Genomic DNA, 20,415 nt, shown 5'->3' with positions numbered 1-20,415 from the left:
CGCTGCTTTTATGAGCTTTATATCCATATGAAGATGATTGACTCATGCTTTATTCCTCGTAAACAGCCGCTTGAAGCGCATGGTAAACGTCCTGATTGATATCACAGGCTAACGCAATCAGGTTATTTAAATCGATAGAGCATTCGTCTTTGGCTTTTTCAAGAATGACGTAGAATAAAGAAGTTGCCAGCCCCGTGTTGTGCATAGCCTGAGTAAGTGAAATAGGCGCTCGACGTTCGTACGTTCTGACTATTTCAATGTCGATAGATTTATTATCTGGTATGCAAGAATGGCGAATACGCATGGCGGCTTTCTCTGCTCCGCGCAATGTCTTGTATTTGTAACGGATTGTTTCTTTTTTTATCTCGCCAATATGCTGATTTGTGGTTGTAATAATGAGCTTAAACATGGCTCACCTCCAGAATGGAGATAAGGTACATAGGGAAGAATTTAGGTAAACGGGCTTTGCCCTTTCCAGTTAGAAAGGTATATTGAAACATAGCTACCTCGATATTGTAGTTATCGTTGGTGGTTAGCCCTCGTTTGATACGGTCAATATCATTCGGGGGCGTTTCTTTTTGTACATACACCGTGATAAAGTACGTACATAATAAATCACATGCTATAAGGTTACGTACGTACATGTCAATCTTAAAAAGAGACAAAACTGAAAAAGGAAAAGGTTTGTCTCCCACTTTCCAAATCAGAATAACACCAGAATTAAAAGCACAATTTGAAGATGCTGCGTCCGATGCAGGAATTACTTTAGGTAATTGGTTAAAAACATTAGGCCGCAAAGAATTAGAAAGACTGGGTGTAGAGCCAAAAGGCTGAACCAACCAATAATAAATCTGATAGTTAACTAACTCTCTAAAAGATAGCAAGTTAAGGGTAGCATTCACTGTATTACCCTTTTTGCTTTCATTGTGCTACTACGCCGCGAGATTCAGCTATACGTTGATCTATCCAGCCATCAACTTCTGATTCAAGAAAAGCAACTGAGCGAGTGCCAATTTTAATTTGTTTCGGGAATTTATCTTCTCCAATAAGTCTATAGATCCACGCTTTGCTATAACCTGTTCTGCGTTGAACTTCTGATAAACGAATAAGACTTTCTTTAGGTGTGGTAATTATTGACATGTGGTTTTCCCTGTTAACTTATCTATATTTGATGTTTCTAGACGTTATTAGAACAGGGATAATTAAACCGAAGTTCCAATGTGAGATCATCACATTGGAATAGTAATCCGTTTCATACAAAGAGTGTGTTACATCTTATTATTTTGATTATTAATCATTTTTAGTTAGAAAATACTAACGATGGAAAATATATCAACCCGTAACGATACTACGGACTGGTATAAAATTAGCCAGTACACCTTAATAAAATATTATATTTACCTGATGTCTCAGATACGCAATATAATATATAGTTCCAGATGAAATTATTTCCGCCGTTTTTTAGCAAAGTCATATGGAGTTATATATTTTTCTCTATTTGCGTCCAGATAATCAGCCCACCATTGAACCATTAGCTGCCGTTCATCCAGATGCTTAGATGTGTGAATATACGCAGCACGGACGTTCTTTCTTTCCACATGGCTTAATTGGCGTTCTATTGCGTCATCGTTCCATAATCCCGATTCACCCATCGCACCACGCGCCATTGTTCTAAATCCATGACCACAAACTTCTGTTTTGGTGTCGTATCCCATACCGCGTAAGGCATTATTTACGGTACTTTCGCTCATGACTTTTGCCGGATTATGGTCATGAGGAAACATCACCTCACATTCTCCACTCAAACCCTGCAAGGTTTTAAAGAGAGATACGGCCTGACGACTCAGCGGCACAATATGCTCAGTTTTCATTTTCATGCCACGCTCAGAGAATTTAACGCCTTCAATGGGTTTTCTTATGGCGGGAATTTTCCAGACTGCATTTTCAAGATCAAGTTCTTCCCAACGGGCAAATCTCAACTCACTGGAACGGACGAACGTTAATAAAGTCAGTTCTACAGCAATTTGAGTAATCAAGCGCCCGCGATAGTGAGAAAGACGGGTAAGAAATTCAGGTAAGCGTTCGTGGGGGAGTGCTGGGTGATGTTTGGCTTTTACAGTGGAAAGCGCGCCAGACATATCATTTGCGGGATTAGATTCAAGAATATCATTCTGAACAGCATATCGCATGATGGATGTTACACGTTGCTGTAATCGCTGAGCGATATCGTGTTTACCATCAGCATCAACGGATTTGATAGGCGCTAAAAGTTGGCTTGTTCTTAAAGTGGAAATATCGAGCTTGCCAATATGAGGAAAAATATAATGTTCAAGGCTGCGCAGAATGCGGTTGCTGTGATCTTCACTCCATCGCTTATTGCTGGCGTGCCATTCACGGGCTATCTGCTCAAAGGGAGGTGCCCCTTTTGATTCGGCTTGTGCCCCTTTTTTCTCTGCTTTGGGGTCAGAGCCTTGGGCTATGAGTTTTTTGGCTTCATCCCGTTTAGCACGAGCATCGGCTAAAGACACTACCGGATAAACACCAAAAGCCAGTCGGTCTTCTTTCTTATCGGTAGGGCGGCGATACTTCATACGCCAGTATTTAGAGCCGCGTGAGGTGATCTCCAAATAGAGTCCGCCACCATCAGCGAGTTTGTAGGTTTTTTCTTTGGGTTTTGCTGCTTCGATTTGTCGTGCGTTTGGTTTCATTTTTTAGGGGCACATTTAAAAATAGAAGTGTAGGTGCCCCAGATTATGCCCCGTGGTGCATGTTGATTGCAATGGACTAAAGTAGACATAAAAAGAAAAGACCTGATTGATTTATCAGGTCTTTCTAGGAGTTAGTTTACTAGAGTAGACGTTAGTAAACTTATGTTTGGTGCCCAGGGCGGGACTTGAACCCGCACAGCCTAGAGGCCGAGGGATTTTAAAAAATTTGCATGATGTTTTACAATCAATAACTTACTGAAAAATAACATGTTAATTTATCCAGATGTATATTTATATAAATTAATATGTTTTTCCGTCGCCACTTTTTTTCAACTTTTTTAGTTGGTCATAGGGGTTTAATGTGACTGCTGCATCTAAATGGTCGGGCGCAAAATGTGCGTAACGCATCGTCATCATAATGGAGCTATGTCCTAATATTTGTTGTAACACTAAAATGTTGCCACCATTCATCATAAAATGGCTGGCGAACGTATGGCGTAGAACGTGGGTGCACTGCCCTGTTGGTAAAATGATTCCTGCCTTTTTCAAAGCGTTTTCGAATGCGTCATAACAATTCGAGAATAAAGCTCCCCGCCTTTTAGGTAACAACTCATATAATTCTTTAGAAATAGGCACGGTTCTGTTTTTATTTCCTTTGGTTTGAGTGAAAGTCACTTTATAAGGCATGACTTGAGACTGGCTTAACGACTGTGCTTCTCCCCATCTCGCTCCTGTTGCCAGACAAATACGAGCTACACAACCTAAATCTTTATTCCTTGATTCATCACACGCTGCCAATAGTCGTTTTATGTCTTCCAGATAAAGAAAGGCCAGTTCCTGATCACCCTCTTTAAACTGGCGGACTCCATCAAGAGGGTTCTCTCCTACCCATTCACCCAATCTTTTTAATTCTGCAAATACTGCATGAATATACGATTGTTCACGGTTAACAGTGGCTTGCTTTGGTGCACTCTTGCCTTTTGCATTCCATTTACCGTTAAGACGTTGCTCGCGGTATACCGCAAACATATTTTTATCAAACTCGGTAACATAGGGATCATTTAGCCGCATGCAAATTGCATCCAATTTGGATTTTCGCGAATGACCAGACTCCAGCGTTTTACCGTGCATCTCATACCAGCGTTCAACCAAATTACTTAACTTTATTGCCTGCTTAATGTTATCTGCTGATATCTCTTTGGGGGCTAGCTTTCGCTCAAAGGCCATCGCTTCGCCTTTGGTTGCGAACTGTTTTCTGATCCGTGGGCCAGTTTTGCCATTGGGATAGCATTCACAAATCCATTTACCAGTTGGAAGTTTTCTGACAGCCATAAGAATTTTTCTAAATTAAAGTGAATGGAAAGGCTGAGGTTATAACTCAGCCAATGTTAAAACTACCATTTACATGCTTGCCTTAATGGTTTTACTGCCTCGGATAATCCTTTCAAATTAAATGTTGTTGCAACAGGGCTTTCTCCGTAAGGTATAATTTGTGCGTAAAGTTTTTGACTATTAGACATTTCTTTAATTATAGAAACTGGCATTTGGAAAAATGCAGCTTTATTATCGGTGGATATGTAAACTTCCCGTGTCACTGCTTTTTTAGAGTCAATTCTAGTTATCATGTCAGATGAATCAATACCTAAATAAGTATCCCAAGTTATAAAGGCATCTGTTTTATTTTCGCGACAGACAAAGTTTAATGTTGGCCGAATAACCTTACCAAACATACCTTTTATAGGTTTTTCAGCATATATGTATAAATGAATATTTTCAGAGTCATCAATAGGAGATTTATTTTTCTGAATTTCCCATTCTCCTTTATCATCCAGTGATAGTGAATCATCTGCAAAAGCATTTGTAGTTAACGCTGATAAAGCAATTAATGTACTTACAAGAGTAAACTTACTAATTTTCATAATACTTAATTCCATCTTATTTAATTTTTAACGGCAGATATACAAAGCTATAAGGTACAAATAACTACAGCCAAGTAGCAATAGCTGTAGTTATTTGAGCCTTACGCTTTCTCTATTTCTCCCATACGCAATACTATTGCCAGCTTTCTGTAGCTTTAAACGCGACGCCTCAGTCATGGCGCGATATTGCTCAATTATTCCCTGTTCTTCTATTGAGATATCCATTATCTGTATTCTGTTTCCTGTGAGGATGTAAGCTACATCAAAGCCAATGGCGGCTAATCTTTGCAAGTGTGTTCCTTCAAGTGGAATTTCGTCCTGTTCGTAACGCCATAGTGAGTTACGAGGACATTCGATAAAAGTTTCAAAGGTTGATTGATTTATATTCAAACGGTTACGTTCCTTTGTGATTCTGCTTCCCATTGTGCTCACTAAAATATCTCCTCTATATTGGTTGTATGTTAATCAATATTGTAAAAAAAACAAGTAGTTAGTGGTGCGTAATGTAACATTGTGATACATATGAAACATATTCATAGATCACAATTTCAATTGTTAATCTAAATAATAGTCAACTATGTAAATGGTTTAAATTTGAATAATCACCTATTTTTTACTTGGCTATCAAGTGTTGATTGTGCAAAAGCTGATCCTACAGCTCTCATGTTTGCGCGAGATTCTTCGCTCATAGCACGGTAATACTCAATTAGTGTTTGTTCTTCATTGGATATCGTTACTTGAGTCTGTGGCGTCCTGTTTCCTGTTAAGATATATAGAACGTCACAACCATGTTCCGCTAATTTTTGTAGATACGCTCCGCCCGGAACTTTTTCATCTCTTTCATAACACGCTTGAGCACCGCGAGAATACCCCGCTAAGTTAGCAAAGTCAGTTTGGTTTAGTCCCAAACGTGTCCGCTCCTCTTTCAATCTGAAACCTATAGTGTACATATTTTTTAATCTCCTTGTTGACTTGACACCTATAGTGATCAACAATGAATGTAAACATAACTTAGTGGATCACAATATAACATTATGGCACAAGATAGACATGATCGACGGTCGCGATTGCCGAGGGGCGTTATCTCTACAAAGCAAGTCGCACTACGGCTGTCCTTAGAAGAAGATGCAGAGTTAGAAGAAATTGCTCGCGAAGAAAACCGCTCTAAAGCAAGTCTGGCTCGCATTTACTACTTGGCAGGTAAACAAGCAGCGCAAGAAAAAGCTGAGGCTCAAACTGAACAGGTACAGTGATGAAAAACATTATTATTAATTATTATGTTGTTTCACCGTATGTATCAATTAAGAAATACTCTGATTTTAGTGGTATCCCTGAAAACACCTGCCGCGCAATGGTGAATAGAGGAGAAATTATCATTCGCCCCAAAAAAAGCAGTAAAGAAAAAATTCAGGTCAATATGATCGCCATGCTGGAAGATGCTATCAAAAATAGCTGAAACATTAATTAAACGCAGAGGGTAAAAAATGAAAAAATTAACACTTTGGGAACGTAGCAGCCTGCAATTTGCAATACTGGATCGTCTACATGATGTTTTTTTTGATGTTAAAGATGAGATTGACGTTACCCCGGAATTTATCCAGAACACGCTGGAGCAATATATGCAAATCGCAACAGGGGATAATTATTACCTGTCCCGGTCTGTGCGTCTGGGTGAGGGGGAATTGCAGCAATGTTCCTCCTGTGCGGGTTGGGATGATTATCTGTCGTCTCTTTGTGGTGATGATGAAGGGGAAGAAAATCTTTCCAATCAGAATAATCAACAGCCAGCTGGTGAAATTAAGTCCTCGTTCAATGCTTCGGATTTAAATTTATCTGTAAGAAACGGTTCTTTATATTCTGAAAAATTTGGTGAACAAGAAATAAAACGAATTGAAATAATTACGTTGACGGATGCTACCGGAAGAGACAATCGCCAAATCGATACAATTGTCACTTGGTTTGACAGTAATCAAAAGGCTCAACAGTCGGTGGATAAACCTGTAGAACAAAATATTCCTTCGAATTCAGAACCCGTTAATAAAGTTATCGAAGGAAAAAAGTACGGTCTTACCTATCAGGCTAAGCCTTTAACCTCTTCTGAAAAAATGGAATTAATGCACGGTATAGTCAGGGTCATTAACAATTATCGTGATAAAAATTGTTTAATCCTGTCAGAAGATTTGCAATCTGTTTTTGATGCTATTTGTGCTTTAGGTATGAAAAGAGTAGAGATAACCGGCATCAGTAAAGATACCGGTAAGAGTATTTAGAATGTATCAATAATAACATTCGTTACAATGCCGGCGGGTGGCAATTTATCTCTGAGTTTAGCACCAACACTAAGGAATAAATCTTGTATCTCGTTTATTTCACGAGAAGAGATTAACTCAGCAGAAGAATAATCTAAATTATCGAGTATTAACTCAAGTGCTTTTAAATTTTCTTTTATTTGTTGTTCGCAGGACATGATAACTCCTTCTATAGGGTGGTTGATGTTTTTTGCCTGTATCTCCGTTCAAAGAAACAACGGGCAACAGAACTATACCACAACACCCTGCGCCGGACAGGGCTAAAAACCGGCAACATAATAACGATGAGGTAATAAAAAATGAATATTTTGCCAACACCAGTGGAATTAAACGGCGGTCAAATTAAGTTCGGTGCGTTATTTATTCGCCCGTTACGCAAACGGGATGGATTGGCGCGTCAATATCAGGTGAGTGACGGTGAATATAGTTATGGCCGGTTCGACTCAAAACAACGGGCGTTGAGTTGCGCCCAGCAATTATACAGGCGGATACATGAACCAATTGACGAGGATGCAACATAAATTCCGGGTGACAGGGGATGATTTTCACTCCAGGGCCACGGAAACCAAAGGTCGGAACGACAGCTCTCTGGGCATGATTTTAGTTTCAATCGGGTTAGCGACAACAATATTAACCCCGTTATTGTCCTTATTATGAGGGTAAAACAATGGCAAATACTGAACCATATCGCGCAGTTATTTTGACGCTGGATGAGAAAATTGACGGCATGCTGAATACAGCGCAAATAAAAAACCGTGTTTTAAAACAAAACAGTGATAAAGCGATTGCTGAATTTATTAAGAACATGCGCGACCGCACCAATAACCGATCTCGAAACAATGAACGCGTTCTGCATTCCATTCTTCATTTAGCGGGCTTCCCTAAATCAAAATACGGTACACCTTATGAAAGTTTTACCTACGATGAGAAAAAAGCATTTATAGAAGCCATTATTCAGTTTAAAGCGGTTGCGTCTCTTATGCCTGAAAGCATCGCCTTTTAATTAAAAAACACAAAATACCGTTTTTATGACGCTTGACCGTCAGGGCTTTTTATTGCCTAAAAACAGGAAATAGCAAAATGACAGAAAATTATGCAACGAAATATTTAGCGAAAAATCCAGATACCGACGGTATCGCAGAATTAATCAGGACGGTGCGTAAAGAGGAACGCCAGCACTGTGCGAATTTGTATTCTGTGCGTTTGGTGAAATTGGCCGCCCGTATTTTAAATCACGAGATGGCGTATTCGGCCAGTTCCGCCCTGCTGCAAGAGGAAATTGAGAATATCGAGCGTCAGGCGCAGGAGTGGAACTATGTCTAAGGAGCTCGACTGCGTGCTTGACTGCGCCGCTGAATTACTGGCGCAGCGGATAGCAGCCCATGTTAACCGTCCTGTTGGTGTCTCTGCCTTTGAATGTGAAGTGTGCGGGCGCGCTATCCCCGAAGAACGCCGGATGATTATCGCCGGCGTGACCCGTTGTACCCCTTGTCAAGACGTTTTTGAACTGAAAATAAAACATTATCGGAGTGTGTGAAATGGGACAAATTCATTTTGTTAATATTGATAAAATAGGATTTGATATTATTAAAGATAATAAAAATCACTGTATTGGTGTCGATACGGGTTGCGACAAACGTATTGATTTAAACGATGCAGAAAGGATCAGCCAATTCTTTATCATAAAAAGTGTTGGCATTGAAAATATTTTTAGTCAAAAAACATTACCGACTAGCACGAGTAAAGGCGATTTTATTTTATTTTCTCTGGTTGGCGAAAACGATCGTGTTGATAACACTTTTCCACGGATCACTATCCGAATTAATGAAATTCATCATTTCCATAGTAGCTTGGACTCCCTCCTTGAAATCAACTTTTCATTTTATGAGTATTCATTATTAGCCCCTGAATATTTTTGTTATGAGGGGGCGGGTAATGGCAAATAAAACCATTCTGAAATGGGCAGGCTCAAAAGTCCGTATTATGGATAAGTTACTGCCTCATTTGCCAGCGGGTAAGCGGCTGGTTGAACCGTTTGCCGGTTCCTGTGCGGTGATGATGAATACGAACTATGACGCGTATTTTATTGCGGATATCAATCAGGATTTAATCAGGCTCTATCAAGTCATTCTGTGGGATGACGAACGCTTTATTCGGGATGCTAAAGAATATTTTGAAAACAGTAATCATCAGGCTATCTATTATTCCCGCCGTGCCGGTTTCAATGGTGACGCCTATACCAGCGAGTACCTTAAATCGCTCCTGTTCCTCTATTTAAATCGCCATGCCTATAACGGGCTTTGTCGCTATAACCAACAGGGAAAATTTAATGTCCCCTACGGGAAACACAAAACAGTTTACTTTCCTGAAAAAGAAATCCGCGAATTTCATCAGAAATGGAGAAAGGCAAAGGTTGCTTGTCTGGAATGGCAGGACACCTTAACACTCGTTGACCACGGCGACGTGGTTTATTGCGATCCGCCTTATCTGACCGAGAACGGGGCCTTTACCCAATATCACCAATCCACTTTTACCCAAACCGACCATGAAGCCTTGGCCGCTGATTTATACACACTGAATGTGCATCTTGGTGTGCCTGTTACCGTTTCTAACTCGATTGAAGCCAAAACACTGTATGCCGATCTCGGTTTCACCATTCATGAAATCGCCGCCCCGCGCTCCATTGCGGCCAATGGCAACCGCCAGCCGGTTAAAGAGATTATTGCGGTGTTGGAGAGACGTCATGATTGATATCCGGTGTCATGCGGAAAACACCATCAATGTGATTTCTGTTTCAGGGGGAAAAGATAGCCTGGCCCAGTGGTTATTGGCTATCGAGAACGGCGTAAAGCACATTGTTATCTTTGCCGATACCGGGCATGAACACCCGCAAACCATGGACTATCTGGATTATCTGGAAAACCGGCTGGGGAAAATTCAGCGGGTAAAGGCGGACTTTGCCCGCCAGATTAAAAACAAGCGCGAGTTTATCAAAACCCGTTGGCCGATCAGTTTAGTTGCCGAATGTGGCATGACTGAAGCACAGGCAGAAAAGCGCATTATTGCCGCACTCAAGGTCTTATTTCCTACGGATAACCCCTTTCTCGACCTGTGTATGTTAAAGGGCCGTTTCCCGTCAACAAAAGCCCGGTTCTGTACTTTCGAGCTTAAGCATAAGCCCATTGCTGAGCAGGTTATCCAGCCGTTGCTCACTGAATTTGATGAAGTGATCTCATGGCAGGGTGTCAGGGCGCAGGAATCACCGGAGCGGGCGAAATTGCCGGCATGGGAATCTGATATTGATGATACTGCCGGATTGTCTGTTTACCGCCCTATTTTGTCATGGACACATGAGCAGGTTTTCGCACTGGCAAAAAAACACGGCATTAAACCTAATCCTCTGTATCAGCAAGGCTGTTCACGTGTGGGCTGTATGCCCTGCATTCATGCCCGCAAATCTGAACTGGCCGAAATATTTTCTCGCTTCCCGGATGAAATCGCCCGCGTTGCCCGTTGGGAACGGATGGTGGCGGCCTGTTCACGTCGGGGTAATTCCACTTTCTTTCCATCCCATCAAGACCCGGTGAAACGGGAACGTCGTATCGACTGCGTGACCTTAGAAACACACGGCATCGAAACCTATCGCGATTGGGCACTGACTTCTAGGGGGGGGCGTCAATTTGACTTGTTGGCCGAAGAAAATTCACATCAGGCATGCAGTTCTGTGTATGCAGGTGTTTGCGAATGAGTGAGCTAATGGAACACAACAGCGATGCAATACGCTTCATGCATCGCCAGCGTGAAGACGCTCAGCCGGGTTTGCCCACTGATGCAACGATGGCTGAACGTCTGCTATGGGATACCAATCCCGCCGATCATGAATGGCGCCGCCAGTTTATCGGGGTCATGCCTGATTTTCTGGCAAAGTATTTTTCTAACCGTTATAAAAAAATCTATACCGGATCCGGCCGCAATGGCCGCCGTCGTGCTAATGCGTTTTTGCGTAAGACCATTGGTGAGAATGTATTACCACGGCTGAATACAGTCTTTGCACGTTATCAATTCAAGCATCAGGCTGCCGGTGCAACACCCTTCCCTTTTATCGAACAATTAGAGCGTCTGGTGACGCTGGAACGCAAAGAGATTAGGCAGCTGGCGTGGGATGTCTCCCAATTTATGACCGACAGCTACGAAATGGTTTCCGCGCAGTATGTCAACCAGCCCCCGGATGATCAGGACGAAGCTGAACAACGTTTGCTGAAAGTCTACCAAAGAATGGCAAAACTGGCCCAACAGGCCGGGACTGTTCCCCCTTACTGGCAGCCGTTAACCCAGGGCAGAAAAGTGACGGTTGATCAGTTATGTGCCGGGCTTCTTCGTCTGATGTCTGATAAATGGTGGTATGGCCGCCTGAAAAGAATGCGGGATATTCGTGCCGAGCATATGGCGATTGCCGTCGGACAGGTACAAAAATCCGCCTCACCCTATGTGTCCCGCAATACCCTGCGTGAATGGAAAGAGCAGAAGCGCAAGAATTGGGAATTTCTTAAAGAATTTGAATTAGAAAATGAACTCGGTGAGCGGGTGCCATTGAGTGACATGGTACTGGGCAGTGTCGCCAATCCAGCCGTGCGCCGTTGCGAATTGATGGTGCGGATGCGGGGGTTTGAGGATTTGGCCGACGAGCGCGGTTTTGTCGGTGAGTTTTATACCATGACCGCCCCGTCAAAATACCACGCGGTACACAGCAAAGGGGGCTTCGTGGAAAACTGGGACGGCGCTAATCCCCGAGATACCCAAAAGTACCTGTGCAATGTCTGGGCCCGCATCCGCGCAGCGTATGCCCGTGAAGGCATCAGCGTCTTTGGTTTCCGTGTCGTAGAACCTCACCATGACGGGACACCCCACTGGCACATGCTGCTGTTTATGCATCCTGAACATGTCGAAAAAATGCGCGACATTATTCGCCATCATGCCATGCTGGAAGACGCTGCTGAACTGAACAGCGAAGCCGCCTGCAAAGCCCGCTTTCATGTTGAGCCTATCGACAAGGAAAAAGGCAGCGCCACGGGCTATATCGCTAAATACATCTCAAAGAATATTGACGGCTACGCGCTGGACGATGAGAAAGACGGTGAAACGGGCGAATCCATCAAAGACATGGCGAAAGCGGTTTCAGCGTGGGCGAGTCGCTGGCGTATCCGTCAGTTTCAGCAAATCGGCGGTGCGCCGGTTTCGGTCTGGCGGGAGCTGCGTCGTTTGGGCGATACCCGCCTGAATATTAAAAAGCTGGACGAGGTCATTGACGCCGCTGATGCCGGCGATTGGGCCAAATACACTGAGGCTCAGGGTGGCCCGTTGGTTGCCCGTCGCGATCTGACCGCACGCCTTTCTTATGAGCGCGTGGAGGGGGGCAGCCCTTACGGCGAAGACACGCAACGCATTCAGGGGATTACCTCCCCTTATCTTATCAACGATCCCTTTATTTCAACCCGTGAACACCGTTGGCAGATAGTGCCGAAGTTACAGGCAAACAGCGACACTGTCAGCGGTGGGGGTTTGTCTTTATCTGGCGGCATCGCCGCCCCTTGGAGTTCTGTCAATAACTGTACGGGGGGTCAGCGTACGATCAACGAGGGGGAGAACTTAGTTGAAAAAGTAGTCGATTACGCCCAGTCAATCGGGATGAATTTTAGCCGGTTGATGGCGAAATCATTAATCATCGGGGGACACATTAACCTTGGTGAACAGAAATTTAGGTTATGGACAGATGGCAGTTTTATTCCGGTGGAAACGGAACGGCTGTTATCTCTGCTTTGCCTGGGGAGCTTGATGGAAAACGGCCCACTCCAATTTATTCCGATAAAAGGGATTGAACTGGATACTGATGTAGAAACATTTGGCGATCAGGAGAGCCAGAAATGATACGTTTCGGCTCGGTTTGCTCCGGCATTGAAGCCGCCAGTATGGCATGGGAACCGCTCGGCTTATCCCCGGCTTGGTTCAGTGAAATCGAAAAATTCCCCGGTGAGGTGCTGCGCTATCACTGGCCGCTTGTCCGAAATTTGGGGGATATGACAAAAATCCCTGCATTGATTGCTGAAAATCAGGCCGATGCGCCGGATATTCTGGTCGGCGGGACGCCCTGTCAGGCGTTCAGCATTGCAGGTTTACGCAATGGACTGGGCGATGAACGCGGGCAATTAACCTTATCATTCGTGGAGTTGGCAAATGTCATTGATTCAGTCAGAGCAGCAAACGGCGAACAGCCTGCAATTATCGTCTGGGAAAATGTGCCGGGCGTATTCTCCAGCAAAGATAACGCCTTCGGTTGTTTTCTTGCAGGACTTGCCGGAGAAGATGAACCATTGCAGCCATCAGGGAAGAAATGGACAAACGCAGGTTATGTGTCTGGGCCACAAAGAGACATCGCCTGGCGAGTACTCGACGCTCAATATTTCGGAGTGGCCCAACGACGCCGTCGTGTGTTTGTTGTCGCAAGTGCTCGAAAAGACTTCTGTCCCGCCACGGTACTTTTTGAACAAAACAGCGTGCACCGGCATTCTGAACCGCGCAGAACGGCGAGGAAAGCAGTTACCGCCCATGCTGGAAGCCGCGCTGTTATCTGTAGTCACTGGGATTCAGCGTTAAATCCACATCCGACCTTAAATCAGAGCCATAACATAGGCGGGATCGGAATGAGCAATCAGGAGATATTTTCTCAGCACGGCAGCGGGTTGATATCCACCTATCGCCTGCTGTCATTTGGGGAATATAAAGCAGATGACATCTCATCAACACTCAGATCACGGGATGATAAAAGCGCCACGGATTTAGTGGCGATTGCGCTAGCTGGCAACATGATAAATCGGGCGCCGGAAAATGGCGGTAACGGCATGGGTTATCATCCTGAAATTTCCTACACGCTGACAGTATCCGATGTTCACGGTGTGAATTATGGTTATGCCGTTCGTCGTCTAATACCAGTTGAATGTGAGCGATTACAGGGCTTTCCTGATAATCACACCCAAATCCCGTGGAATGGTAAAGCAGCGACTGATTGCCCCGATGGTCATCGCTATCGGGCAATCGGTAACTCAATGGCGGTGCCTGTGATGGCATGGATTGGGAAACGAATTTTAATGCAGATAGAGGCGGGCAAATGAATAACATCACCTTAAATTTAACTCTCGATATTGTTTACAACATTAACCGTAAATTTGTGCTGGATTTATTCGTCTGGCAGAAGCGTTGGAAATCCAATCAACATCACCGTAATCGCTTTCTGCATAAATGCAGACAGGCGGGCGCTGATTATTATTTCGTGCTGGAAGCGTTAAGTGATGCCTGCCGCACGGGGCGGAATAAGTTTTTTATGTCCAATAAGGAATTATTACCGGTTTTTGTTCACTACCTCGCGCAGTATTTCCCTGATCAACACGCGTATTTAACCGAAAATGCTGAAGAAATCCGGTTAGTCACGCTCAGTAATGGCGCTGAAATCCGCTTTGTGCATGAAAACAGCCCTGTCGCTGCCCTCTGTGGCGATGTCTATGTGTCCGAATGGGCTTGGTCGGATAATCCCGTTCAGTTGGTGCAATTGGCACTGGATCTATCAATGCATGAGCAATGGAAGAGAACGTTTTATTCCTCCAGAGGTTCAGGGGATAACGGCGAGGAGGCTTATAAAAAATTTTTTTCCCAGGATCGTATCATGGGTGCGCCTACTTTTTTCGATATAGTCACCTTGTTTGATGATGCTGAAAATCGCTGGGATAAAGAACAGCTGAGGGAGGCATGGTCACGCAAGGACTTTGAAGAACTATTTTTGTGCCGTTTTCCTCATCCACGTTGGTGATAAGGAGGATAAACACCATGGCGAAATCCCCCGCAGAACGTAAAGCCGCCCAGCGTCAACGCCAGAAGGATTCTGGCGTGACCAAAATAGAATTGCTGCTCGATAATCAAGAACTGGACATGTTAAAACGCAATTGCGCACTGAGGCGGCCGGGGCGTGATCCCTATGAAGTGGTTGAATACCTGACGTTGCTGATCCACAAAGATGATGCTGAATTAAAGAATCAAATGCAGGTGTTATCAACGCGGCAGTGTGGAAAATGTGGTGATACTCTTCCTGTGGCTGAATGTTGTTTTTCGGGTGAAGCTGCGTGCTGGGCTACGCGGGGTTGGCATGAAGTAAAACTGTGATGATGTGACATGTCACGATATTGTTTATAGACCCGCTGTATTGGCGGGTTATTTTTTGCCTGTAAAATAGCATCACAATTCTGCACAAAATTGCACAATTTTTCTTGACATTCCAACCCAGCATAAGGCCAGTGCGGGCAAGGTCTCCCCGCCGATGCACGATTGCACAAAAACACCCCCCTGTTGTGTGCGGGCGAGGCGGGGGAGCAATCGCGCGCAGGGGGTGGGGGAGAAATCCATTTTTTGGGGGATATCGCGAAAATCGAAAATGCGCCATCCCCGCGCCCCCATGGGGCGTAGCGGGGCGTTTGGCGTGTCGGTCAGGATGGGAGGCGGGGAGGCAAGAAAAGTGAACACCGCGCGATTGAGTGAGAATAATCGGCGGTGTGTCCGTTATGGAGGTAGTTCTTACTGGCCGTTCAGCGCTTCCAGCAAGGCATAGGGGGAAAACCTCACAACCTCTTGCCCTGCCCAGTCATTGACGGATTTTAGGTTCTCCATGATGGGGTTCAGTTCGTTGATGGCGAACACCTTCGCCGTTTTCTCAACGTCCCCCAGGTTGCCGCCGCCTGGTGGCATAATGCTCATGAGTTGCGGCGGCACCCGGTGCATGGCTAACAGGTCGTCGCGGGTTGCTTCCTTGACGTTAGCGAATTCATCCTTGGCACTGATCTGACTGAACGGCAGAATTTGCAACCCGTCTTTCTTGCCGTTGGCCGCATAGACAAACAGGTTTTTAAATGCGCCATCGCGGCGGGATTTTTGCAGGGCGTTTTGCAGATTTTCCACGCCCTGGGCATCGGTCAGGGGATCAGTGAGATACACAATCACCCCGGCATGGCTGCCGTTATTGTAGTAGTTCATCCTGAACGCCGTTGCCGAACGGTTCAGGTTGGCGGAAAGCAGCCCCGCCAGATACTCTGGCAGGCCGTAAACCTCCTGATGGATATCGGGATTCATCAGGTGAAACACGCTGTTTGGCCTGAATTCAAATTCTTTGTTCCAGCTTTCCACAAACCAATATTGACCGGGTTGTTCACCCCGCCGCGTGTATTTGGCCGGCGCATGTTTCAGCCCCAGCAATCCTCCCAGTCGGTTAGTGCGCCGTTCCAGATAGGCATTGCCGAAAACCAGATAATCCAGCACATAGGCGGCCATGTCCTGCCGGGATAATAGCGGGTGCGGCAGAAAGCAGCTCATGATTACATTGCGTTTAAAAAACAGGGGCGATTGATGATAGACCGCCGACGAGAACGCCCGCGCCAGCCCGAAAAAATCAATCGGGGTTTCATACCAGCGGCCATTTTTGGCACACTCCATGCAATCCAACAAATCCCAGCCGCCGACAATCGGCGTGGGGGTATCAAAAGTAAACGCCGCGCATTGGGCAGCATTGTCAGGCAGGTTTGCTCTGGGATCGTTCACTGTATCAGGCTGGGTCTCAGCCGGTAAAAAGGTGTGCATGTTTAAAACTCCGTTACAAAAGAACCATGCCCGCCGGAGTCGCTGGATATCGGTTCTCCATACAGGACATTCATAATGGCCCAGGCAATATCACCGTGATCAATGCCACGGGTTCGGTCGGCGTCATAAGTTACAATGCCGCCCTGTGTGATAATTTTCTTGATGGACATAAACGAGGTGGCAACCTGTTTCATGCCAGCGTCATACTCAAAGCGGCCGGAGCGGATCAGCATTTGGGCTTTCATGACCAACATGCGTTTTAATGGCGCGGAATATTTCAACAGGGTCGCGGCCGGGAAAAACTTGCAGACCAATTCATGCACCGCTTCACCGGTGCCACCCGTGCCATCAATGGTGATGCCCTGCACATGATAACGTTCGGTCAGTCTGCGAATTTCCTCAGCCTGTTTTTCAAACGCCATGCCACGAAATTGCAGCGATTCAATGACCCGCCATTTACCGCCGCTGACGGCCGGCGGTGACATCACAACCAGCCCCAGACCATCGCCATTACCGCCTGTGCCGGTCGGGTCAGCCCCGATATACACGCCCTTATTGCCCAACGGTCGCAAGGCGTAAGGTTTCCAATCCGGCCAAACGTCATCGTTATAGCCGTCAACCCCGCAACTAATCAGGCCGTTATAGTCAAAGGCGCGTTCGCCTTTTTTCACAAAGATACAGCGGTACAGGTTGTCAAAATCGGCCGGGCTGTTTTCACCCTCAATTTCATCCAAATCAACCCGATCCAGCCCCAACGCGATGGCATCATGGATAGTGACAATCTGCCGCCAGATGCTATCCCCGCACAGCATTCCGTTTTGTAATGCACTATGGCTGATATCAATACTGAATTGTTTCTGACTGGAACGGGATTGATTGAAAAATTCCCCTGTCCAGAACGGGTAGGCTTCATGCTCTTCACTGGAGGGGGTTGAGAAATAGGTACGCCGCAGGCCGATATGTGTCGCATTCCCCACCGCTACTTTGCGCAGGTTCATAAAATTACTGACCCAGAAAAATTCATCAAAGTAGAGATCACCGGTATAGGATTGTGCGGTGGCGGCTGAGGTGCCAAGAAAATAGAGCGTCGTGCCGTTGGACAAAATAATTTCATCGCCGCCCTTGAGTTCTACACCGACCTGACGGGCCACTATCTGGATAAATTTTTTGAACTGGTGTGCCTGAGAACGGCTGGCCGACAGAAATATCTGGTTATTACCGGTTTCCAGTGCCGTGATCAGGGCTTCACGGGCAAAATACCAAGTTGCGCCAATCTGCCGCGATTTAAGGATCATGCGGTTACGGCGCTCTTTCTGCTTGTACCAGCGTTTCTGGTACTCATACAGGGAGTCATAGACCAATGACCGCAGTTCACTGACTTGCTCGTCGCTGAAGTGGTTTTTCGGCGCCTTGGCCTTTTTCTTTTCTTCCTTTTTGGCGTCGTGTTTATCGAAGCGCTCTAACTGGCGATAAAGAAAATCGAGCGTCTTGAAATCATGCGGCGTCAGGGTGTCTTTTGCCTGTATCCGCAGTATTTTTACGTGCAGGTCGTCGCTGACCCGCGCCACGGGGTGCGCTTCATCCCATTTATCACGCCGCCGCCATGAATAAATGGTGTTCGTACTGACGCCCAGCCGTTTTGCTATCTGCGCAACGCTGTATGCCTGCCAATACAAACTTTTGGCTATTTGTCGGGGATCGTGTTCTGTCATCATCATGCCCCCACTTTCCCACAGCCCGCGCACGTACTGCTACGGCGGCCCACTGTCGCCAACCTGTGACACATCGAACGCTTTGAGTCGGCCGGCAGAGATTGCGAATATAGCGTTATCAAATCAGGTGCTTGTTGGAGAAGCGACCATGCCAAAAACCATTAAATTGACGGTCTGTACGGAAGGGATGACGCTCAACGGCTTTGCCGTCACCCGTGAACAGATCCAGCAGATGGCGGATAGCTATAATCCCCGTCTGTATGCTGCCCGTTTGAATCTGGAACATGTCAAAAGTTTGTTTCCTGACAGCGTGTTTCGCCAATACGCGCTGGTGAAATCCGCTAATGCCTATGAAGTCAAAGACGGGCCATTACAGGGCAAGTTAGCGCTGGAAGTGACGGTGGAATTGGATGAGGAAAAAGATGCAGGCTTGTTCGCGCTGAACCAGTCGGGGCAGAAGATTTTTTCCAGCATTGAATTTTATTCACGCTTTCCGCAGACCGATAGCGCATACCTCACCGGGATCGCTGTCACGGATACCCCCGCAGCCGTCGGCACGGAGCTGATTAAGCTGAGTGTTCAGGAACGCGGATTACCGGACAGCGACGACCGCTATTTATCGGCCTCATTGGAAACCCTGTGTGAACTGATGGAGAGCACGGAACAACCACCTGCGGATAAATCCCTCGGTGAAAAGTTCGTATTGTCCGTGAAAAAGGCATTGGGAATGCACCGTGAGCACAACCACGCGGAACTCAACACCCTACGCGACATGGTGCAGCTGACCGCAGAAAAATGCGGTGAAGCGCTCAATCAGGTGCAAAAGCTGTCCCAGCTAGAAGCCCTCTGCGCCAGTCAGTCGGAAAAAATCACCACGCTGGAAAATGAGCTGTCCACGCTGAAAAGCCAGCTTAGCCAGCAAGATGATTCACCGACCCAACGCCCCCGCGCGGACGGTTCAACCCAATTTTTGGCCGAATATTAATTTACAGGAATTTTACCCATGCCACTCAGTAACGAAGGACATCAACACTATCTGTCCTACCTTGATCAGCAAGGCAGATTAAGCGGGGTTAAGCGTGAAGGCGACCATATCCAGTTAACGGTTGCGCCCAGCGTGCAACAAAAGCTGGAAAAAGCCAAGATGGAAGCCAGCCCCTTTCTGAAAGAAATCAATTCCATCGGGGTGACTGACCAGGAAGGGGAAAAAATTGGTGTCGGTATCCATCGCACGATTGCCAGCCGCAATACTTCCACCACGGAACGCCGCGAACCGGTCAGTGTCCACGATTTAAAGGCCGCCCGCTATCGTTGCGAACAAACGAACTTTGATACCTATATCGGCTATACGCAAATTGATGCGTGGGCCGGACACCCGGAATTTCAGCAACTGATTAGTCAGCAGATCGTCCAGCAAGAGGCCAATGATCGGCTAATGATTGGTTTTAACGGCACGTCGGTGTCCGTGAAGTCTGATCGCGAGAAAAGCCCGTTGTTGCAGGATGTCAATATCGGCTGGTTGCAACACCTGCGCAACAACGCCCCGCAGCGCGTGATGAAAGGCATTACTATCACCAGTCGCGATGAAGACGGAAAAATCATCAAAAAAGGCAATTACGGTAATTATGATGCAACCGTTTATGACGCGGTGAACTCGTTGCTGGATCCGTGGCATCAGAACGCCCCCGGCTTGATTGCCATCACCGGTTCACGGCTGACGACACAGAAGAATTTCAGGATACTGAACCAACACAGCCAGCATAATCCCAACATGGAGCTGTTGGCCGGCAATGAGTTGATGAAGCTCAGCACACTGGGCGGATTACCTGTATTTCGCGTGCCGTTTTTCCCGGATGGGGCAATCCTCATCACGACACTGAAAAACCTGTCTCTTTACTGGCAAAAAGGGAAATACAACCGCTATATCAAGAACGAGCCGGAATACAACCGCATTGCGACCTATGCGCAGAGTAATGACGGTTATGTGATTGAAGATTATGGCCTGAGTTGCCTGATTGAAGATATTTCGTTTGCGGGCGCAGAGGGCAGCGGCGAATAAGTCACTGATAAGGTGCCGGAAAATTCCGGCACGCAC

General features: G+C 46.0%; 26 protein-coding genes and 1 pseudogene. 17 read left to right on the top strand and 10 right to left on the bottom strand.

The window, feature by feature from the left end; translation table 11 throughout:
* Positions 1–49: 49 nt before the first annotated feature.
* Positions 50–409, bottom strand: coding sequence for a hypothetical protein (locus Xsze_RS13755; protein ID WP_038239597.1), 360 nt, complete (start codon positions 407–409; stop codon positions 50–52).
* 233 nt (positions 410–642) lie between these two features.
* On the opposite strand from Xsze_RS13755, the gene Xsze_RS13745 reads away from it, so the two are divergent.
* Positions 643–834 (top strand): hypothetical protein, encoded by a 192-nt coding sequence (locus Xsze_RS13745; RefSeq protein ID WP_038239591.1) that lies wholly within the window; start codon positions 643–645, stop codon positions 832–834.
* Positions 835–921: 87 nt separating this feature from the next.
* Here the strand turns inward: Xsze_RS13745 and Xsze_RS13740 are convergent, their stop codons facing one another.
* From Xsze_RS13740 to Xsze_RS13715, 6 genes are all read right to left on the bottom strand, one after another.
* Positions 922–1,140, bottom strand: a complete 219-nt coding sequence (locus Xsze_RS13740) for a helix-turn-helix transcriptional regulator (protein ID WP_038239587.1) — start codon at positions 1,138–1,140, stop codon at positions 922–924.
* A gap of 305 nt (positions 1,141–1,445) precedes the next feature.
* Positions 1,446–2,708 carry a tyrosine-type recombinase/integrase gene (locus tag Xsze_RS13735; protein WP_038239585.1) on the bottom strand — a complete coding sequence of 421 codons (1,263 nt, stop codon included), beginning with the start codon at positions 2,706–2,708 and terminating at the stop codon, positions 1,446–1,448.
* A 300-nt stretch (positions 2,709–3,008) separates the two neighbouring features.
* The gene (locus Xsze_RS13730) at positions 3,009–4,040 is read right to left on the bottom strand and encodes a phage integrase (protein ID WP_038239583.1); all 1,032 of its coding nucleotides are present in this window, start codon (positions 4,038–4,040) and stop codon (positions 3,009–3,011) included.
* Between the two features lie 62 nt (positions 4,041–4,102).
* Positions 4,103–4,627, bottom strand: coding sequence for a type VI secretion system-associated protein TagO (locus Xsze_RS13725; protein WP_051462451.1), 525 nt, complete (start codon positions 4,625–4,627; stop codon positions 4,103–4,105).
* A gap of 90 nt (positions 4,628–4,717) precedes the next feature.
* Positions 4,718–5,059: a hypothetical protein gene (locus tag Xsze_RS13720; RefSeq protein WP_143707583.1), complete on the bottom strand. Its 342-nt coding sequence runs from the start codon at positions 5,057–5,059 to the stop codon at positions 4,718–4,720.
* A gap of 170 nt (positions 5,060–5,229) precedes the next feature.
* Positions 5,230–5,577 carry a helix-turn-helix domain-containing protein gene (locus tag Xsze_RS13715; RefSeq protein ID WP_038239580.1) on the bottom strand — a complete coding sequence of 116 codons (348 nt, stop codon included), beginning with the start codon at positions 5,575–5,577 and terminating at the stop codon, positions 5,230–5,232.
* A 117-nt stretch (positions 5,578–5,694) separates the two neighbouring features.
* On the opposite strand from Xsze_RS13715, the gene Xsze_RS13710 reads away from it, so the two are divergent.
* From Xsze_RS13710 to Xsze_RS13700, 3 genes are read left to right on the top strand one after another with little or no spacing between them, the layout of a single operon-like run.
* A complete protein-coding gene (locus tag Xsze_RS13710; RefSeq protein ID WP_051462449.1) occupies positions 5,695–5,880 on the top strand; it encodes a hypothetical protein in 186 nt (61 codons plus the stop codon).
* A complete protein-coding gene (locus Xsze_RS13705) occupies positions 5,880–6,083 on the top strand; it encodes a hypothetical protein (RefSeq protein WP_038239575.1) in 204 nt (67 codons plus the stop codon). Before Xsze_RS13710 ends, Xsze_RS13705 begins: the two co-directional genes overlap by 1 nt.
* Positions 6,084–6,111: 28 nt before the next feature.
* The gene (locus Xsze_RS13700; RefSeq protein WP_038239571.1) at positions 6,112–6,897 is read left to right on the top strand and encodes a hypothetical protein; all 786 of its coding nucleotides are present in this window, start codon (positions 6,112–6,114) and stop codon (positions 6,895–6,897) included.
* On the opposite strand, the gene Xsze_RS13695 is transcribed toward Xsze_RS13700, so the two are convergent.
* On the bottom strand, positions 6,894–7,094 hold the full coding sequence (locus Xsze_RS13695; RefSeq protein ID WP_038239568.1) for a hypothetical protein: 201 nt from the start codon (positions 7,092–7,094) through the stop codon (positions 6,894–6,896). The genes Xsze_RS13700 and Xsze_RS13695 overlap by 4 nt on opposite strands.
* A 141-nt stretch (positions 7,095–7,235) precedes the next feature.
* Here Xsze_RS13695 and Xsze_RS13690 point away from each other — a divergent pair, with 141 nt between their 5' ends.
* From Xsze_RS13690 to Xsze_RS13640, 11 genes and pseudogenes are all read left to right on the top strand, one after another.
* Positions 7,236–7,457 (top strand): hypothetical protein, encoded by a 222-nt coding sequence (locus tag Xsze_RS13690; protein ID WP_038239565.1) that lies wholly within the window; start codon positions 7,236–7,238, stop codon positions 7,455–7,457.
* 146 nt (positions 7,458–7,603) lie between these two features.
* Positions 7,604–7,939: a DUF5347 family protein gene (locus Xsze_RS13685; RefSeq protein WP_038239563.1), complete on the top strand. Its 336-nt coding sequence runs from the start codon at positions 7,604–7,606 to the stop codon at positions 7,937–7,939.
* Between the two features lie 77 nt (positions 7,940–8,016).
* The gene (locus Xsze_RS13680; RefSeq protein WP_051462448.1) at positions 8,017–8,259 is read left to right on the top strand and encodes a DUF2732 family protein; all 243 of its coding nucleotides are present in this window, start codon (positions 8,017–8,019) and stop codon (positions 8,257–8,259) included.
* Positions 8,252–8,473 carry a TraR/DksA C4-type zinc finger protein gene (locus tag Xsze_RS13675; RefSeq protein WP_038239561.1) on the top strand — a complete coding sequence of 74 codons (222 nt, stop codon included), beginning with the start codon at positions 8,252–8,254 and terminating at the stop codon, positions 8,471–8,473. Before Xsze_RS13680 ends, Xsze_RS13675 begins: the two co-directional genes overlap by 8 nt.
* 1 nt (position 8,474) lies before the next feature.
* Positions 8,475–8,882 (top strand): hypothetical protein, encoded by a 408-nt coding sequence (locus tag Xsze_RS13670; protein ID WP_038239558.1) that lies wholly within the window; start codon positions 8,475–8,477, stop codon positions 8,880–8,882.
* On the top strand, positions 8,872–9,687 hold the full coding sequence (locus Xsze_RS13665; protein ID WP_038239556.1) for a DNA adenine methylase: 816 nt from the start codon (positions 8,872–8,874) through the stop codon (positions 9,685–9,687). The genes Xsze_RS13670 and Xsze_RS13665 overlap by 11 nt, the downstream gene beginning before the upstream one ends.
* Positions 9,680–10,684 carry a phosphoadenosine phosphosulfate reductase domain-containing protein gene (locus tag Xsze_RS13660; RefSeq protein ID WP_038239553.1) on the top strand — a complete coding sequence of 335 codons (1,005 nt, stop codon included), beginning with the start codon at positions 9,680–9,682 and terminating at the stop codon, positions 10,682–10,684. Before Xsze_RS13665 ends, Xsze_RS13660 begins: the two co-directional genes overlap by 8 nt.
* Positions 10,681–12,861 carry a replication endonuclease gene (locus Xsze_RS13655; protein ID WP_422645800.1) on the top strand — a complete coding sequence of 727 codons (2,181 nt, stop codon included), beginning with the start codon at positions 10,681–10,683 and terminating at the stop codon, positions 12,859–12,861. The genes Xsze_RS13660 and Xsze_RS13655 overlap by 4 nt, the downstream gene beginning before the upstream one ends.
* Positions 12,858–14,075: pseudogene (locus tag Xsze_RS13650) on the top strand (DNA cytosine methyltransferase); the annotation flags it as partial. The gene Xsze_RS13655 and the pseudogene Xsze_RS13650, both read left to right, overlap by 4 nt.
* Before the next feature lie 23 nt (positions 14,076–14,098).
* The gene (locus Xsze_RS13645; protein WP_038239550.1) at positions 14,099–14,794 is read left to right on the top strand and encodes a terminase large subunit domain-containing protein; all 696 of its coding nucleotides are present in this window, start codon (positions 14,099–14,101) and stop codon (positions 14,792–14,794) included.
* Positions 14,795–14,811: 17 nt separating this feature from the next.
* The gene (locus Xsze_RS13640) at positions 14,812–15,144 is read left to right on the top strand and encodes a hypothetical protein (protein WP_038239548.1); all 333 of its coding nucleotides are present in this window, start codon (positions 14,812–14,814) and stop codon (positions 15,142–15,144) included.
* Positions 15,145–15,552: 408 nt separating this feature from the next.
* Here the strand turns inward: Xsze_RS13640 and Xsze_RS13635 are convergent, their stop codons facing one another.
* Together Xsze_RS13635 and Xsze_RS13630 are read right to left on the bottom strand one after the other, a co-directional pair.
* Positions 15,553–16,608 (bottom strand): phage portal protein, encoded by a 1,056-nt coding sequence (locus Xsze_RS13635; RefSeq protein ID WP_051462447.1) that lies wholly within the window; start codon positions 16,606–16,608, stop codon positions 15,553–15,555.
* Positions 16,609–16,610: 2 nt separating this feature from the next.
* Positions 16,611–18,326, bottom strand: a complete 1,716-nt coding sequence (locus Xsze_RS13630; protein ID WP_038239545.1) for a terminase large subunit domain-containing protein — start codon at positions 18,324–18,326, stop codon at positions 16,611–16,613.
* A gap of 142 nt (positions 18,327–18,468) precedes the next feature.
* On the opposite strand from Xsze_RS13630, the gene Xsze_RS13625 reads away from it, so the two are divergent.
* Positions 18,469–19,305, top strand: coding sequence for a capsid scaffolding protein (locus Xsze_RS13625; protein ID WP_038239543.1), 837 nt, complete (start codon positions 18,469–18,471; stop codon positions 19,303–19,305).
* A gap of 18 nt (positions 19,306–19,323) precedes the next feature.
* Complete coding sequence (locus Xsze_RS13620) at positions 19,324–20,379, top strand: phage major capsid protein, P2 family (protein WP_038239540.1); 1,056 nt, start codon at positions 19,324–19,326, stop codon at positions 20,377–20,379.
* Positions 20,380–20,415 lie beyond the last annotated feature (36 nt).

It is taken from the genome of Xenorhabdus szentirmaii DSM 16338, from assembly GCF_002632585.1.
GTDB classification, from domain to species: domain Bacteria; phylum Pseudomonadota; class Gammaproteobacteria; order Enterobacterales; family Enterobacteriaceae; genus Xenorhabdus; species Xenorhabdus szentirmaii.
The sequence above is the reverse complement of the archived record's forward strand: the minus strand, read 5'-3'. Positions and strand labels throughout refer to the sequence as shown.

Coding starts and splice junctions, on each gene's coding strand:
- Xsze_RS13755 (WP_038239597.1), bottom strand. CDS start 409: ATGTTTAAGCTCATTATTACAACCACAAATCAGCATATTGGCGAGATA.
- Xsze_RS13745 (WP_038239591.1), top strand. CDS start 643: ATGTCAATCTTAAAAAGAGACAAAACTGAAAAAGGAAAAGGTTTGTCT.
- Xsze_RS13740 (WP_038239587.1), bottom strand. CDS start 1,140: ATGTCAATAATTACCACACCTAAAGAAAGTCTTATTCGTTTATCAGAA.
- Xsze_RS13735 (WP_038239585.1), bottom strand. CDS start 2,708: ATGAAACCAAACGCACGACAAATCGAAGCAGCAAAACCCAAAGAAAAA.
- Xsze_RS13730 (WP_038239583.1), bottom strand. CDS start 4,040: ATGGCTGTCAGAAAACTTCCAACTGGTAAATGGATTTGTGAATGCTAT.
- Xsze_RS13725 (WP_051462451.1), bottom strand. CDS start 4,627: ATGAAAATTAGTAAGTTTACTCTTGTAAGTACATTAATTGCTTTATCA.
- Xsze_RS13715 (WP_038239580.1), bottom strand. CDS start 5,577: ATGTACACTATAGGTTTCAGATTGAAAGAGGAGCGGACACGTTTGGGA.
- Xsze_RS13705 (WP_038239575.1), top strand. CDS start 5,880: ATGAAAAACATTATTATTAATTATTATGTTGTTTCACCGTATGTATCA.
- Xsze_RS13700 (WP_038239571.1), top strand. CDS start 6,112: ATGAAAAAATTAACACTTTGGGAACGTAGCAGCCTGCAATTTGCAATA.
- Xsze_RS13695 (WP_038239568.1), bottom strand. CDS start 7,094: ATGTCCTGCGAACAACAAATAAAAGAAAATTTAAAAGCACTTGAGTTA.
- Xsze_RS13690 (WP_038239565.1), top strand. CDS start 7,236: ATGAATATTTTGCCAACACCAGTGGAATTAAACGGCGGTCAAATTAAG.
- Xsze_RS13685 (WP_038239563.1), top strand. CDS start 7,604: ATGGCAAATACTGAACCATATCGCGCAGTTATTTTGACGCTGGATGAG.
- Xsze_RS13680 (WP_051462448.1), top strand. CDS start 8,017: ATGACAGAAAATTATGCAACGAAATATTTAGCGAAAAATCCAGATACC.
- Xsze_RS13675 (WP_038239561.1), top strand. CDS start 8,252: ATGTCTAAGGAGCTCGACTGCGTGCTTGACTGCGCCGCTGAATTACTG.
- Xsze_RS13670 (WP_038239558.1), top strand. CDS start 8,475: ATGGGACAAATTCATTTTGTTAATATTGATAAAATAGGATTTGATATT.
- Xsze_RS13665 (WP_038239556.1), top strand. CDS start 8,872: ATGGCAAATAAAACCATTCTGAAATGGGCAGGCTCAAAAGTCCGTATT.
- Xsze_RS13660 (WP_038239553.1), top strand. CDS start 9,680: ATGATTGATATCCGGTGTCATGCGGAAAACACCATCAATGTGATTTCT.
- Xsze_RS13655 (WP_422645800.1), top strand. CDS start 10,681: ATGAGTGAGCTAATGGAACACAACAGCGATGCAATACGCTTCATGCAT.
- Xsze_RS13645 (WP_038239550.1), top strand. CDS start 14,099: ATGAATAACATCACCTTAAATTTAACTCTCGATATTGTTTACAACATT.
- Xsze_RS13640 (WP_038239548.1), top strand. CDS start 14,812: ATGGCGAAATCCCCCGCAGAACGTAAAGCCGCCCAGCGTCAACGCCAG.
- Xsze_RS13635 (WP_051462447.1), bottom strand. CDS start 16,608: ATGCACACCTTTTTACCGGCTGAGACCCAGCCTGATACAGTGAACGAT.
- Xsze_RS13630 (WP_038239545.1), bottom strand. CDS start 18,326: ATGATGATGACAGAACACGATCCCCGACAAATAGCCAAAAGTTTGTAT.
- Xsze_RS13625 (WP_038239543.1), top strand. CDS start 18,469: ATGCCAAAAACCATTAAATTGACGGTCTGTACGGAAGGGATGACGCTC.
- Xsze_RS13620 (WP_038239540.1), top strand. CDS start 19,324: ATGCCACTCAGTAACGAAGGACATCAACACTATCTGTCCTACCTTGAT.